Annotated in this window: 11 protein-coding genes; 6 read left to right on the forward strand and 5 right to left on the reverse strand. The window is 46.0% G+C overall.

What is annotated here, in order from left to right; all coding sequences use genetic code 11:
• Positions 1 to 3 precede the first annotated feature (3 nt).
• The 4 genes from INQ51_RS00565 to INQ51_RS00580 all read right to left on the reverse strand — a co-directional run bounded on the left by INQ51_RS00565 (position 4) and on the right by INQ51_RS00580 (position 4,542).
• Positions 4 to 2,298, reverse strand: a complete 2,295-nt coding sequence (locus INQ51_RS00565) for a two-component regulator propeller domain-containing protein (RefSeq protein WP_233375948.1) — start codon at positions 2,296 to 2,298, stop codon at positions 4 to 6.
• A gap of 8 nt (positions 2,299 to 2,306) precedes the next feature.
• The gene (locus tag INQ51_RS00570) at positions 2,307 to 2,906 is read right to left on the reverse strand and encodes a DUF1349 domain-containing protein (RefSeq protein WP_233375949.1); all 600 of its coding nucleotides are present in this window, start codon (positions 2,904 to 2,906) and stop codon (positions 2,307 to 2,309) included.
• A 37-nt stretch (positions 2,907 to 2,943) separates the two neighbouring features.
• Complete coding sequence (locus tag INQ51_RS00575; protein ID WP_233375950.1) at positions 2,944 to 3,753, reverse strand: HpcH/HpaI aldolase family protein; 810 nt, start codon at positions 3,751 to 3,753, stop codon at positions 2,944 to 2,946.
• Positions 3,754 to 3,864: 111 nt separating this feature from the next.
• A complete protein-coding gene (locus INQ51_RS00580) occupies positions 3,865 to 4,542 on the reverse strand; it encodes an HAD family hydrolase (protein WP_233375951.1) in 678 nt (225 codons plus the stop codon).
• A gap of 480 nt (positions 4,543 to 5,022) precedes the next feature.
• Here INQ51_RS00580 and tnpA point away from each other — a divergent pair, with 480 nt between their 5' ends.
• Entirely contained in the window at positions 5,023 to 5,472 is a 450-nt protein-coding gene (gene tnpA / locus INQ51_RS00585) for an IS200/IS605 family transposase (RefSeq protein ID WP_233375952.1), read from the forward strand.
• A gap of 227 nt (positions 5,473 to 5,699) precedes the next feature.
• On the opposite strand, the gene INQ51_RS22590 is transcribed toward tnpA, so the two are convergent.
• On the reverse strand, positions 5,700 to 6,551 hold the full coding sequence (locus INQ51_RS22590) for an AraC family transcriptional regulator (protein ID WP_147384276.1): 852 nt from the start codon (positions 6,549 to 6,551) through the stop codon (positions 5,700 to 5,702).
• Between the two features lie 177 nt (positions 6,552 to 6,728).
• On the opposite strand from INQ51_RS22590, the gene INQ51_RS00595 reads away from it, so the two are divergent.
• The 5 genes from INQ51_RS00595 (at position 6,729) to INQ51_RS00615 (ending at position 14,822) form a co-directional block, all read left to right on the forward strand.
• Positions 6,729 to 7,676 carry a dihydrodipicolinate synthase family protein gene (locus INQ51_RS00595; RefSeq protein ID WP_233375953.1) on the forward strand — a complete coding sequence of 316 codons (948 nt, stop codon included), beginning with the start codon at positions 6,729 to 6,731 and terminating at the stop codon, positions 7,674 to 7,676.
• Between the two features lie 77 nt (positions 7,677 to 7,753).
• The gene (locus INQ51_RS00600; RefSeq protein WP_233375954.1) at positions 7,754 to 9,226 is read left to right on the forward strand and encodes a sodium:solute symporter; all 1,473 of its coding nucleotides are present in this window, start codon (positions 7,754 to 7,756) and stop codon (positions 9,224 to 9,226) included.
• A gap of 23 nt (positions 9,227 to 9,249) precedes the next feature.
• Positions 9,250 to 10,335: a sialidase family protein gene (locus INQ51_RS00605; RefSeq protein ID WP_233375955.1), complete on the forward strand. Its 1,086-nt coding sequence runs from the start codon at positions 9,250 to 9,252 to the stop codon at positions 10,333 to 10,335.
• A 223-nt stretch (positions 10,336 to 10,558) separates the two neighbouring features.
• Positions 10,559 to 12,517: an FG-GAP repeat domain-containing protein gene (locus INQ51_RS00610; protein WP_233375956.1), complete on the forward strand. Its 1,959-nt coding sequence runs from the start codon at positions 10,559 to 10,561 to the stop codon at positions 12,515 to 12,517.
• 4 nt (positions 12,518 to 12,521) lie between these two features.
• A complete protein-coding gene (locus INQ51_RS00615) occupies positions 12,522 to 14,822 on the forward strand; it encodes a hypothetical protein (protein WP_233375957.1) in 2,301 nt (766 codons plus the stop codon).
• Position 14,823: the final 1 nt, after the last annotated feature.

Genomic DNA, 14,823 nt, shown 5'->3' on the forward strand with positions numbered 1-14,823 from the left:
CTTCTAATCTTCAATTATTCCCAGGTAACGGGCTTCCCAATACGGCCAAAGCCAGAATACGGGCTCACGCACCTGTGCCGGATTTCCCTGAACAGCGGCCCACGGATTTTTATCCCAGCGAACCGTAGCACGGATACTGGCCGGTGGCAGCTCACTGATCTGCAGTTCTTCCAAAATCGGCTTTCTTACCACCTGCACATCTTCCCGAAGTGTATGATCGATGTGCCAATCCACCAAATCAAGCGGCGCATCTTTTAGGAAATCGATGGTTTGCTGCACATTTATTTTTTTCCCGGTCACAAAAGTGTACACCAAATTATTGTACAAGTTCTCTCCTTCCGTTTGTTTTTCCATCCATTCATCCATTAAATTTTCATAAAAAGATTTCAATTCCGGATCGGTTTCATACTTGATCAGCATCGGGAAAAGATAGCCTTCCATCGTCAGGTCGAAATAAATCTGCCAGGCCGGATTTTTACGATTCAAACGGGAAGCGTTATCCAGGTAACCTTCTTCATCGATCAATCGCCGGTATTCGGTTTCGTACTTTTCATTCCCGGTGATGTGCGCCGCAAATTTCAAATACGCCAGCAGTTCAAAAGAATTCAGGCTTCGTTCTGACGACCAGTCGGGATCTCGGTTTAGTTGTTCCGGCGACCAAACCGCCCAACGTGTGTGTTCCCCGTCAATATCGATAAAATTGTAATTGTGTTTTACCAGGTAATCCATGATTTTGCTGACATGATTGCGTACCAGTTGCTTTTCTTCATCGTCGGCTGCCAATTCATAAAAGTAGAAATAGGCCATCATGTGCCCGTCCATTTCGTCGCTGCTGGTGTCACCTTTCCAAAGCCACTTGCCATCGGCTGATTTTCGCCAGCGCTCTTCCACGGGTTTGTACCGGGGGTCGGCAACCTGTGCATCTGCCACCTGGCGTTCGGTATAAGTTCGGTTGGGATCGTGCACCTGCTGCCAGTCAACCGGAACAATCGTACGTGCAAAAAAGCCATCGGTTCCGGTAATGGATTGAAGCTTCACCAGGAAGTCAAAAGCTTTGCGCGCTTTCATTTTCGCATCCGGATCGCCGGTGGCTGCATACCGAAAACTTTCCATGGCCAGGTAGCCTCCGGTGTATTCACCATCGTTGTCATCATCGGAATGTCTCCACGTGGAAGTATCTCCCGGAACTTCCAAACGAAGCGGCGCACAAATCCAGGGCTCGCGCATGTGTTTCCGCATCATTTGTGTGTAGAAATTCCGCTCTTTTTCCGCCAGCGTCATCTCTGTTTGTTTGATAAGGCTTACACCGTTTGCCGTGGCAATCCAGGCATTTCCGCCTTTATCAAAAGCGATATCTGTAACCTTGTCATTGGTCAGCCATCGCTTGCTAAACCGAAGTGAAGCCGAACCGTCGGGCGAAAAACGAACCACTCCCACGTCGGTTCCTACCCACATCACTCCGCCGGGTGCTTGCTCTATACTGTTCACAAAAACGGAAGGAATGCCGTTGGAGGGTTGGAGATTTTTTACCAGCAAGTTGTTTTCGCGAATGGAAACACCGCCCATAACACCTGCCCACAATTTGTTCTCCGGGCCAAACGAAACCGCCTTTACATAACAGCTGATCAACTCATCCGTATTTTGAAACAACTCAGTTTTCCCCTCGTTGCATTTATAAAGTCCGGCGTCGGTTCCCACCCACAAGTTTCCATCGGCATCAACCATCGCATCGCGCACCGAACGGGCAATTGCATAGGGTTGTAACTCCCATTTTTGATTGTTCGATCGCCAGATTCCGTGCGGCCCCAATGCGTAATTTTCATCTCCGCCAGCACAAATCACCGAAACAGGAGGATTTACACCTTCTTCTTTTGCAAGTGTTCCGGCAGAAAAACGATACAAGCCGTTCCAGGTACCCAGCAATACATCGCCGTTGGGATGGACCAGTACCGAATAAGCCGGGCCACGATCTTCCCCGGTAATTACTTCCTGCCAGTCTCTTGTATTTTCATCTTTTCTGAAAATGCCCGATGCAGTGGCCACCCAAACATTGGAATTATGGTCCACTGCAATGCTTCGGATCTCGTTGTCTTCTTCCTTATCACTGATGTAAAAAGCTTCGTGCGTTTCCTGCACAAAAGGCACATCCTGATAGTTCTCGGTGACGGACACTGCCGGCACTTCTGCTTTCTCCTGACACGATGCAACGGCTAGCAACAACGTTGTCAATAAGACCAATACAAGACAAGAAAGACTGCGCTTACTGCTTGCCGGAAAAGAAATAATCTGTTGATACATGATTGATTTTATTCGTGAGTTTCGTATTCGGGCCATAAACAAGTACCACTTTTGAATTCAGAAAAAACGGCATTAAAGCTTGATTTCAGCGGGCTGCATGCATAAACCCCCACTTTTATTTCTGCGGATGCTTTGTGCAGGTGCAGCATTCTCATTTGCCGGAATCCGGTACCATCCACCGAATTTTCGATGTAAAAATCCTGCCCGCGCCTACTGATTCGGTACCACATCTCTGAGATGCCAGCGGGAATATCGGTGGTTGCCCAGTCGGAAAACCCCAGGTTGGTCACCACCGATCCCAGTCGTGCAAAAATTTCATTTTCGTATTCTACCGACACCTTCACCCAGTTTTCGTTGTCGATGAAAAGCAGCACCCCGCACTGGTCGTACCGGAAAGCAGTTTCTTCAAATTCGGCCTTCACTTCAAAGCTGAAATCACCTGCAAAGCTTGTAAGAAAAGCCGGTGCATTCGCATTCTGAAAGCCATAATAAGTACGCTGCCACAAATCGGTTTCCGGCCGGGTTTCAATCAGCACACGGTTGCGGTCAACTACAAATTTTTCCGGTTTGTTTATCCATTCAAAGTTTTCGAGCGTTCGTTTTTCCATTTAGTCAGTCATTGGGTTAGTTATCAATATTCGGCGCTTACACCACAAAGGCTTCGGATGCTTCATCCGGTTTATCTCCGGCATTTTGGCGAATTAAATTGAAATCGTCGCTAAGTTTCTGTGTAAAGAGCATGATATCCGAACTGTAAATAATGATATTCACGCCTTCGGTTATCCACTTGACTGGCCGCCCGGAATGATCCGAAAAATGAATACCCACCGCTTTGTTTTTCGACCGGCATTTATGGACAATAAGCTGCACCACTTCTTCAAATTTTGGGTGATCGTACTGCCCGGGAATGCCCAGGCTCAGCGATAAATCATGCGGACCGATAAACACCGCATCCACTCCCTCCACATCCAGTAAATCATCGAGTTTTTCGAATGCTGGAACACTTTCGATATTCAAAATACAAATATTCCCACGGTTATAATTGGCCAGATAATCTTTCAACTCAGGTTCCACCGGCTCAGAATTGTTCAGCAGCTGTTTCAGTCGCTCCCCTTTCAAAGGCCGGTATTTAATCGCGCCAACCATTTCCTTAACCTGTTCCACACTTTCAATATAAGGTGCCAGAATTCCTTCGGCCCCGGCATCCAGCATCTGACAGGCCCCAATCGGGTCGGGAGAAGGGATTCGCACCACAGGAGCTATTCCGGCTGCGCCATAAAGCTGACACAGCGCGGCCACCTCCATCCTTTCCAGCGGAACATGTTCGGTATCCAGAAATACGAAATCGAGGCTGGCACTGCGTACTGCTTTTATCCATAACGGAGCCGTAGAAGTGATACAGGTTCCATAAACCCGATTTCCGGCAGCCAACTTTTCCAGTAATTTTTTCTCCATTTTCTTGATACTTTATCAATATTATTTTGTGTTTCCTGCTGACTGAAAGAATCAGAAGAATTGCTCAATCTGTCATCATTTATTCCTGGCTTTACAGTTCATTTTGGTATTTCAATCTTCGGCAAACAAAAGTCTTGTCAGTTTTTCAAAATCTTCCACCACAATGTCCGCTTCGCCCTGGTCCTGGCTTTCGGAGCTTGCTCCGCCATAAGCCACACAAAACATTCCGGCATTTTTGGCTGCTTTAATCCCGTTTTTTGAATCTTCGATCACCAGGCAGTTTTCAGGCTCAACACCCAGCAATTTTGCCGCATGCAGGAATACATCGGGTGCTGGTTTGCTTTTGCCAACACTTCCACTGCTGATGGTGTGTTTGAAATACTTTCTCAGGCCCGACTTATCGATAATAATCTTTACAGTTTCCGGATTGGAGGAAGAAGCCACCGCCATTGGCACTTTCTTGTTTTCAAGAAAGTCGAGCAATGTTCTCAGTCCCGGCATTGGCTCCAGTTTTTCCAGGGCGGAAAAAAAAGGAATCCCTTCGAGATTGGTAAGCCGTGTCATTTCCTCCACATTGTGCGAAAGCTGCCGCTTTTCGATGATCTGACGCCACATAACATCAGTGGCAGTACCCATGTAGGAGGCATGTTCCTCGTCGGAAACATCTACCCCAACTTTCTGAAACATTCGTTTTTCAACTTCAATGTGATAGGGCTCACTATCCACCAATACACCATCCATATCAAAAATGATGGCTTTGGGAAATCGCTTTTCAACTGGTATTTGCATGGTATCTTTTACTATTATGATTTCCGAGATTATCAAGAAACGCACAATTCCAACAGTCGTGACGGTTTATCTCAATTCCGAGAACCAGGTTCCGATGCATGATACCAAATTAACACACAATGGCCAAACAATACCACACATTTGTTGGCTAATACAAATGCAATATTGACTTTCAGTAGATAAGTGCTTGAGAAGTAAAATTGGAGAAAATCCCAACATCACTGATCATCAAAAATTATAGCCAAATCGATCAATCCTTAAATTTATTTGGCTTACATGGATTCCTAAACAGGACAAATCTTTCATAAAGTCCTGAAAGGACTAAATGTGAATAACCGTGCGTAAAACGCACGGAAGAAACAGATTCTAGCTATCAGCCCTGAACAGGGTTGAATAAATCCCGGCAAAAGTGTTACTGTCTGTACAAAACACACTAAATTAGTAAGGCTAAACTGAATTACAATCTAAAGATTAACCACCATGTCCTGCTATCGACAAATTATCTATCAAATCATTTTTCGCACCAAACTCAGTCAAAAAACATTAAATCCGGAACATAAAGAAAGGCTCTTTAAATATATCTGGGGAATCATAAAGAATAAAGATTGCCATTTGTACAGGATTAATGGAATGGAGGAGCATATTCATATTCTAACCGACCTTCATCCATCCATTGCTTTGGCTGATTTTGTAAGGGATATTAAAACTGCCTCCTCTGTTTGGTTAAAAGATTCCGATGATTTCCCGAAGTTTATTGGCTGGTCTGAGGGTTATGCTGCATTAACTTACTCACATTGGGATAAGGATAAACTGATCAACTATATTAAGAACCAGGAGGAACACCACAAAACAGAAACTTTTGAAGCGGAGTTCCGAAGACTTTTGGAAGAACACCACATTAAAATTGACGAGCGATACTTTCTTAAGTAACGGTCGTCGTTCAACCCCTTTCGGGGCTGGATTCTATATCTTTCATGCACCACCGGCTGCACCGGTGGTTATTCATATTTAGTCCTTTTAGGACATTAATTTACAGGCCGTAAGCAATATGCGAAACCACCATATAGCGATATGTTTAGCACCCACAAACTTCCCTAAGGATTAATGTATCACTGCAATATCATCAAAAGAAACAAAAGCCTCTCAGAAAGAAAAACTTAGCGAAAGTCCTTCCGGTAGTCTGAAGGAGTTTTCCCCATGATCACTTTAAAGTAGTGGTTAAAATTTGCGAGGTTATTGTAGCCGCACTCGTAGCAGATCTGGGTTATCCGCTTATCGGTTTCGGCCAGCAGTTTGGCGGCAATTCCAATTCGTACGGTTTTAACATATTCCATAAATGTTTGGCTGGTTTTCTTTTTAAAGTAACGGCAAAACGAACTGGGTTCCATGTACACCACCTTGGCAGCCTCCTTTAAATTGATGCCTTCCTGAACATTCTGAAAAACGTACTCGTAGATTTTATCGATCTGATCACGGTCTTTATCATAATTACTGGGAAGTTCCGAAGGTAAGGCCAGGTATTCACGGTCTTCCACTTTCAGCAAAAGGCTGAATACTTTCAGCAGGTTAATGTACCGCTCCAAGCCTTTCAGTTCCACCATGCGGTTCAGCGTTAAGGCCACTTTCTCGATTTTCGGACCTTTAAAAAGAATCCCGCTGTGCGCCTCTTTCAGCAACTCAACCACCTGCTCCAGTTCCGGGATATTGAAGAAGTCGGAACTGATCAGGTTTTCGTAAAAATGGGTAACCACGCATTCGGGCTCCTCATCATTACTGGTCTCCAGCACTTCCCAACAGTGAGAAATGTTTGGCCCCAGCAATACCAAATCGCCCGGAGTATAACTCGAAATGTTATTCCCAACAATCCGTCTTCCCGATCCCGAAGTGATCAGGTTCAGCTCAAAGTTATTATGGGAATGAATCTTTTCGGAGTTCGGATCCATCTTTAGTCGCCGCGTAATAAAAGAGTGCTTGTGAGGAACAAAGATTTTTTCGTATACAAATTCCACCGTGAATATTTTTTAACCCTAAAACACAAATATTAATTAATAAGTTCAAATTAAGGTCAAAATTCAATGCAAAACAAACAATATACAAGAAGTGTGACGCAACAAAATGAACTTTCTTTGTATGTGTAGTTTTTACGCTAATCGATTTAACTGATTAAAAAATTCAATATAATTCAAATGAATCCATCATTAAAAGGAATAATTCCTCCGATCATCACACCTTTGATCAACGAGGAAGAGCTGGACGAAAGCGGACTGGCACGCTTAATCGAATACCTTATCAGCGGCGGTGTGCACGGCATATTTTTGCTGGGAACCACGGGCGAAGCCACCAGTTTGAGCTATTCGCTACGCAGGGAGTTTGTGGAGAAAGCCTGTGCCTTTATCAACAAAAGAGTTCCGGTAATGGTGGGAGTTACAGACACTTCTGCCGCAGGTTTACTCGAAATGGCCCATGTTTCAAAAAATGCTGGAGCCGATGCCCTGGTGATCTCTTCTCCATATTACTTACCGATTTCTCAAAACGAGTTTGTTGATTTTCTAAAGAATATCAGTCCCAAACTTCCTTTGCCATTTTTGCTGTACAACATGCCCAGCTGCACCAAAATGCACATGTCGGTTGAAACCGTGCGACAGGCCAAAGAACTGGGTGCAATCGGGATCAAAGACAGCTCGGGCGACCTTGCTTATTTTTATTCGCTTTTAGATGAATTTAAAGACGAAACCGATTTTGCGGTCATTTGTGGTACCGAGTTGTTTCTGCCCGAGTCGGTTAACTTCGGAGGAAGCGGCGGAATCACAGGCGGCGCCAATATTTTCCCCCGGTTGTTTGTTGACATGTACAAGGCATCGTTGGATGGCGATTTAAATAAAGTGGCCAGATTAAGAGACATTGTCATTCAGATTGAGAAAAAAATATATAATATTAGTGCAGACAGTTCGAGGTACATTGAAAGTATAAAATGCGCACTTTCGGTTTTGGGAATTTGCAGCGGCTATGTGGCACAACCTTTCAGTGGTTTTGAAGAGGCGCAAAAGCAACAAATGCAAGTGAACATAAAAGAGTTGGCCGAAATGTATCCAGAGCTGAATGAAGAAATAAGTATGTTAAACAGCATCACCTAAAAAACAGGATAACCCGGTACCCAGCCGACGTAAAAGCCGGCAGCGTTACCGAAAAACCAATAGTATAACAACATCCAATGAACTTACCTGTAACCGACTTAATCGTTTTTATAATCATCACTTTAGGGAACGTCATTTTCGGCGCCAGTTTTTTTCTGAGAAACAAAACATCGAGCCAGTTTACCACCGGCGGAGGAAAGCTCCCCGCCTGGGTAGTGGGCATGTCGATCTTCGCCACCTTTGTTAGCAGCATCAGCTTTTTGGCATTGCCCGGGAAAGCTTACATGAGCGACTGGAACGCACTCGTCTTTAGCTTTGCCATTCCGGTGGCGGCCATTCTGGCGGCCAAGTTTTTTGTTCCGCTGTATCGCAACCTCGGAAGTGTTTCCGCCTACAATTACCTGGAAGTCCGCTTCGGAAGCTGGGCCCGGATTTATGCTTCCATCTGTTACATTTTAACCCAACTGATGCGAACCGGAGCCATTTTGCTTTTACTGGCACTTCCGCTAAATGCACTTTTTGGGTGGAACATCAAAACCATCATTATCGTTACCGGAATAGCTGTTACCGTATATTCTATGATGGGAGGAATACAGGCAGTGATTTGGACCGACGCCATCCAGGGAATCATCCTGGTGGTGGGAGCGCTGATTTGTGCAGCCGTTTTAACTTTTTCTATGCCCGAAGGCCCCTCGCAGATTTTTGAAATTGCAGCTGCCAACCACAAATTCAGCCTCGGAAGCTTAAGCGCCAGTCTCTCGGAATCTACTTTCTGGGTAGTGCTGATTTATGGTTTGTTTATCAACCTGCAGAACTACGGAATCGACCAAAACTTTGTACAACGATACATGACGACTAGTTCCGAGAAAAAGGCCAAATCATCGGCATTGTTTGGCGCTTTGCTTTATGTGCCGGTTTCCATCGTTTTTTTCTACATCGGCACGGCGTTGTTCTCGTATTATACGGCACGGCCCGATCTGCTTCCGGCAAACATCGATGGCGACAAAGTGTTTCCGCATTTTATCGTTAACGGTTTGCCTACGGGCTTAACCGGCTTGTTGATCGCTTCCATATTTGCAGCCGGAATGAGCACCGTTTCAACCAGTATCAACAGCACTGCCACCATTGTTCTTTCGGATTACTACCAGAAATATTTCAATAAAAATGCCGACGACAAATCATCCATGAAAGTGTTGTACTCGGCTTCTGTCATTTTTGGAATTTTGGGCGTTATTATTTCGCTTTCGCTGGTGGGTGTCGAAAGTGTGCTCGATGCCTGGTGGTCGCTCGCATCGATCTTTAGTGGAGGTATGCTTGGCCTGTTCCTATTGGCTTTCCTTTCCAAAAAAGTAAGAAACATGGACGCGGCCATTGGTGTAATTGTTGGCGTTCTGGTTATTATCTGGATGAGCTTATCGCCGCTTTATTTCACAGAAGGAAAACTGCTGGCTTTCAGAAGTCCTTTCCACAGTAATCTCACCATTGTTATTGGTACCATGGCTATTTTCCTGGTAGGATTTTTATCACTGAAACTGGCAAAAAAGAAATAAATATCAAATAAACTATACGACTCATGAAACTAATCACTTTCATTTCAGCAATGTTCCTGGTAAGCTCTCTTGGGGCGCAAAAACCCTACACCGGCAACCAGGCGATAGTAAAATCTGAATTCATTTACCAACAGGAAGATGTGCCCTTTCCGAGTTGCCACGCATCAACCATTGAACAAACCAAAGACGGTTTAATTGCGGCCTGGTTTGGAGGCACACACGAAAAACACCCTGATGTAGGCATTTGGGTCAACCGCTTTGAAAATGGCAAATGGACTGTTCCGGTGGAAGTTGCCACGGGTGTTCAGCACAAAACATTGCGCTACCCAACCTGGAACCCGGTGTTGTTCAATTACGGCGACGAAATCATTCTTTTTTACAAAGACGGCCCCAATCCGCGCGAATGGTGGGGCGAATACATTACCTCAAAAGATGAAGGAAAAACCTGGTCGCAAAGCATTCGCCTACCCGAAGAAATTGCCGGTCCGATAAAAAACAAGCCGATCCTGCTGGCAAACGGCGACCTGCTTTGCCCGTCGAGCACCGAAGACAATGGCTGGCAAATCCACATGGAAATCACTCCCGACCGTGGCAAAAACTGGGAGCGCACCAAGCCGCTAAACGATGGCGAAAAATACCGCGTTATTCAGCCGGCCGTGTTGGTTCATCCAGGCGGAAAACTACAGGCGCTGTGCAGAAGCGGTAACAAAAAGATCATCACTACCTGGTCGGAAGACAATGGAAGAACATGGACGGAGCTGGAGCCAATCGATATGCCCATCCCCAATTCAGGAATCGACGCAGTAACTCTAAAAGACGGAAGATTTGTGCTGATCTACAACCACATCACGCCCGGAGAATCGTGGGGCGACCGCAACATTCTGAACATGGCTGTTTCAAACGACGGCATTCACTGGGAAGCAGGCGTTTTACTTGAAAACGATCCGGATAAAGAAGGTGAATACTCCTATCCTGCCGTTATTCAGACCAGCGACGGAATGATTCACATCACCTACACCTGGAACCGGAAATTGGTGAAACACGTGGTAGTAGATCCGGCAAAAATTAAGGTACGCCCGTATAAAAACGGCAACTGGCCCGCGGAATAAAACAATCATGATTCCGGAGCATCATTAACAGAAATGAAAGTTAAGATGTATTCCTATCCGGGATTTGTTTTTATTTTTTAATGCAGAATATCCAATGTAAAATTTCCAATATTCAATTTTCCGGATTTTGTTGGATATTTTGCATTCAAAATTGAGAATTAGATATTTATCAAAACTGATTTTCAGAAAGCCAAACGGCATTCAAAATTTTAAACCAAAAGAAATGCAAACCCGACGTAATTATTTAGTTCTGATCTTTAGTATTCTCTTTGTCCATAACGCCATGGCGCAGGATAAAAACTCCGGCGATCTGGTGCGTATTCAATACAACCAGCCGGGAATGCATTCCGATCTGGGCGTGGGACTTTGGGCCTGGCCTTTCCCGGTTGACTACGACAAGGACGGGGACCTGGATTTGCTGGTGAACTGCCCCGATAAACCGTTTAACGGACTTTGGTTGTTTGAAAATGCCGGTGGCGGGAAAAATCCGGTGATGAAAGCGCCTGTAAAACTCGCCGAAAGCCAGAGAAACCTGCAAATTACCTACGTCAACGGAGAATATATTGTAATGACACCGGGGATTGTCTACCCCAATTTCCTTACCTCCTTTTTTGCGGAGCCCGACACCTTGTTTACCAAAGACTTTTACCAGCCACTCCTAAAAAAAGCACGTTTTAATTTGTGGAGGCAGGTGGATTACGACGGTGACGGGGACCTTGACATCGCGATTGCCATCGACGACTGGAGCGAATACGGCTGGGACAATGCATTTAATGAAAAAGGCGAATGGACCAACGGGCCGCTTCATGCCCGGATTTACTGGGTGGAACAAACGTCGCCGGGTGTTTACAGCCAGCCGGTGGCGTTAAAAGCCGGTGGTGAAGAGATTGACAACTTTGGAATTTCGGGAGCCGTTTTTGAGGATTTTGACGGCGATGGAGACCTGGATATCATCATCAGTGAATTTGTGGACCGTTTGACCTGGATTGAAAACATCGGGACAAGAAAAACGCCCGAATATGCCAAAGGTACATTCATAAAAATAAACGGTGAAGTGCTGCACCTCGACCTTGAAATGGTTGTTCCCTCTGCCGCCGACTGGGACGGTGACGGCCACGTTGACCTGGTGGTGGGGATTGAAGACGGCCGTGTGGTTTTTATGAAAAATACCGGGCAGAAAAACAAAGACGGGATCATTTTCCAATCGCCTAAATATATACAGCAGGAAGCCCGGTATTTAAAATTTGGCGCCCTGGTTACTCCCTACTCGGTAGATTGGGACGACGACGGCGATGAAGACCTGATTTGCGGAAATACAGCCGGTCACATTGGTTTTATTGAAAATGTTGGCAACAGCGATTTCCCAAAATGGGCAAAACCTGTTTACCTCGAAGCCGGTGGAGAAAGCATTATGATCCTGGCCGGAGAAAACGGATCGATCCAGGGACCTGCCGAACGCAAATGGGGCTACACCACCCTCTCAGTGGTCGACTGGAACGGCGACGGCTTGAATGACATTGTTTACAATTCCATCTGGGGAAAAATTGAATGGCTGGAGAACATTGGTAAAAAAGGCCGTCCGAAACTGGCGGCAGCAAAACCCATTGAAGTGGAATGGGAAGGAAAAAATCCAAAACCGGCATGGAACTGGTGGAATCCTGAAGGGAAGAACCTGGTTACCCAGTGGCGTACTACTCCGCTGGGCTACGACTGGAACAACGACGGGCTCATGGACCTGATCATGCTCGACCACGAAGGCTACCTGTCTTTTTGGGAAAGATACCGTGAAAACGGAGTACTAAAGCTCAAACCCGGCCAGCGCATTTTCACCGGTGAAAGTACCAGGGGGTTTTCCGATAAATTTGAAAACGACGCCAACGGATTGCTTCGTCTGAACACCAAAAATGCGGGTGGTTCCGGACGACGTAAAATATGCATTGTGGATTGGGACCGCGACGGAAGACCGGACATTCTGGTAAATACTGAGAACATCAACTTTCTTCGGAACAAAGGCGAAAAAAACGGGCTTGTTATTTTGGAGGATATGGGACCACTCAGCAAAACGCGGCTGGCTGGTCATTCTACGTCACCCACCATTGTTGACTGGGACAAAAACGGAGTTCCCGATCTGCTGATAGGTGCTGAAGACGGACACTTTTATTTTTTGAAAAATAACAACTAGAATAATGAAATTTAACCCTGCTTCCATACTCAGCAAAACACCTCGGAAGCTTATTCTGGCGTGCTTTTGTGTAGCAATGATCGCCTGTCAGCAAAAAGGGGAAACAAGCGCCCCAAAAGCGGAGAATGAACACGGTCAGCCGGTTTATACCGACCGCCCTTTTATTCAGGATTACAGCATCAGGTATTATCTTGAACCTAATGCGCCGGTAACCGAACTTTTCGCGGTTTCGGCCGATCGCAATTACCACATTCATGTACTTTCCGATAAGGGAATTTTAGTTCCCGGAAACGGCAGTTTGATGTACCCGGGAAAACTGGTTCCCGATAAAGCCTATACCCAAATGTTGCCCAAAAACATCCGGGCCATGGCAACTTATCAAAACCATACCGTTTATTTGGATAACGCGCAAGTATTCAGTAACGGATGGGCGGGCAGCCTGCAAATCGATCATCAACTGCCCGGCGCCAGGATTTTTGCTCCCGGCAACGACTTTCATTTTCTGGTCTCTGATGGAAACTCCCTGCGTTACCTGGATAAAAACAGCGAGATTATTTGGGAAGGAACTTTCCCCGGGTTAAAACAGATCAAATTCCAGCCCGGAAAAAACCGTTTTCTATTGGTTTCTGCCAACGAAGTCGCTGCCTTTATTCCCGGTGGGCCTATTCACTCGCTTTTTGAAGAAAGTGGAATAACCTATGCCGAACCTATCAAAAATACCGACCAGATCGCCATCGGAACCACTAACGGCTATTTTTTATTTCCTGAAAAAACGAGGATCACCCGGGTGCCTTGCCCCGAAATCAATTGCATTACCGAAATAGACGGAACGCTTTGGTTCGGTTCTGCTAACGGAGCCTGGAAACTCAGCTCCAACGGCGAAAACAGCTACTATGCCGGCGAACGCTGGATTCCGGGTAATGATGTAAAAGACATTCAGAAAGGGCCCGAAAACAGCCTTTTGGTGGCTACCGACAAAGGCCTCGGACAAATCTTTTTTCAGCCGATGACGCTGGAAGAAAAAGCCCGTTTTTTTGAGAAGCAAGTGCGCGCAAAAAACATCCGCTACGGCTTTAACTGTAGCCAGAGCACGCTCAATCCGGATTATTCATCTGCCACCATGAATGTTCAGCCCAGCGATAATTTGTGGACAGGAATGTACCTGGCCAGCCAGCTATTCCGCTACAAAGTTACCGGAGAAGCCGAAGCCCGGCAAAACGCACTGGAAGCCTTTGAAGCCATGGAGCGGCTGCACACCGTTACCGGCATTGAGGGGCTTTTTGCACGCAGTTTTGAGCGCGACTACAAAATTGAAAATACAAAAACCGAAGGGTGGCAAAAAAGAGAGTTGCAATCGGGCAGCCCGGCTACTCTGTGGCTTCGGGCCAACGATCATCCCAACTGGACCTGGCGTTCGACGGCCAGCAGCGACCAAACCGTCGGGCAGATTTTTGCCCTCACAACGGTTTTGGAACTGGCCGACGACTCACTTTGGAAACAACGGGCACTCAACATGCTCGACCACCTGATGACCTACATCGTTGACAACGATATGTACATTATTGATGTGGACGGGCAACCAACCATGTGGGGTAAATGGAATCCTGACTATGTAAATAGCTTTCCCACCAACGTAGGCGACCGGAAATTGTACAGTTCCAACATCGTTGCATTTTTACAAACGGCCTACCAATTTACAGGAAACGAGAAATACAAAACGGCCGCTTACGGGTTAATGGAGAAGCACGGCTACCTCGAAAACCTGCTTCGCCCGTTTTCCGAGATCGGCCCCTCGAAAGACGACGAACTGAGTGCCATCCTTTCGCACGAATGGAACCACTCCGACGACGAAATGTATTTTCTGGCCTATTGGGGGCTTTACCCGTACGCTTTCACACCCGAACTAAAGGAGCAATTCAACACGGCCATAAAAGACCATTGGGAAATGGAGCGCCCGGAAAAAAATGCACTCTGGAATTTCACCTATGCGATGACCGGTGCCCCGGATTTTGATCTCACTCAATCCATTGAATTTTTACAGCAATATCCAATGGATTTACGCAACTGGAAAGTGGAAAACTCGCAACGGAAAGACATTGAACTAATTCCCGATAACTTTCGCGGACAAACCACAACTGAACTCCTTCCGCTCGGAGAAATTCCATTGTACCGCCATAACGGACAGATCTTTGAACTGGACCGGGAGGGCAACGGACAAACACTCATCAGCGCGGGAGATGTATGGCTGCTCCCCTATTGGATGGGGCGATATTTAGGAGTGATCAGCGCTCCTGAAAACAAGTAAT

Source organism: Maribellus sp. CM-23, assembly GCF_021354595.1.
Classification (GTDB): Bacteria; Bacteroidota; Bacteroidia; order Bacteroidales; family Prolixibacteraceae; genus Draconibacterium.

Bases quoted from the DNA above. Each gene is read 5' to 3' on its own strand.
- INQ51_RS00615 (WP_233375957.1), top strand. From the start codon at position 12,522: ATGAAATTTAACCCTGCTTCCATACTCAGCAAAACACCTCGGAAGCTT.
- INQ51_RS00565 (WP_233375948.1), bottom strand. From the start codon at position 2,298: ATGTATCAACAGATTATTTCTTTTCCGGCAAGCAGTAAGCGCAGTCTT.
- INQ51_RS00570 (WP_233375949.1), bottom strand. From the start codon at position 2,906: ATGGAAAAACGAACGCTCGAAAACTTTGAATGGATAAACAAACCGGAA.
- tnpA (WP_233375952.1), top strand. From the start codon at position 5,023: ATGTCCTGCTATCGACAAATTATCTATCAAATCATTTTTCGCACCAAA.
- INQ51_RS00580 (WP_233375951.1), bottom strand. From the start codon at position 4,542: ATGCAAATACCAGTTGAAAAGCGATTTCCCAAAGCCATCATTTTTGAT.
- INQ51_RS00595 (WP_233375953.1), top strand. From the start codon at position 6,729: ATGAATCCATCATTAAAAGGAATAATTCCTCCGATCATCACACCTTTG.
- INQ51_RS00600 (WP_233375954.1), top strand. From the start codon at position 7,754: ATGAACTTACCTGTAACCGACTTAATCGTTTTTATAATCATCACTTTA.
- INQ51_RS00575 (WP_233375950.1), bottom strand. From the start codon at position 3,753: ATGGAGAAAAAATTACTGGAAAAGTTGGCTGCCGGAAATCGGGTTTAT.
- INQ51_RS00605 (WP_233375955.1), top strand. From the start codon at position 9,250: ATGAAACTAATCACTTTCATTTCAGCAATGTTCCTGGTAAGCTCTCTT.
- INQ51_RS00610 (WP_233375956.1), top strand. From the start codon at position 10,559: ATGCAAACCCGACGTAATTATTTAGTTCTGATCTTTAGTATTCTCTTT.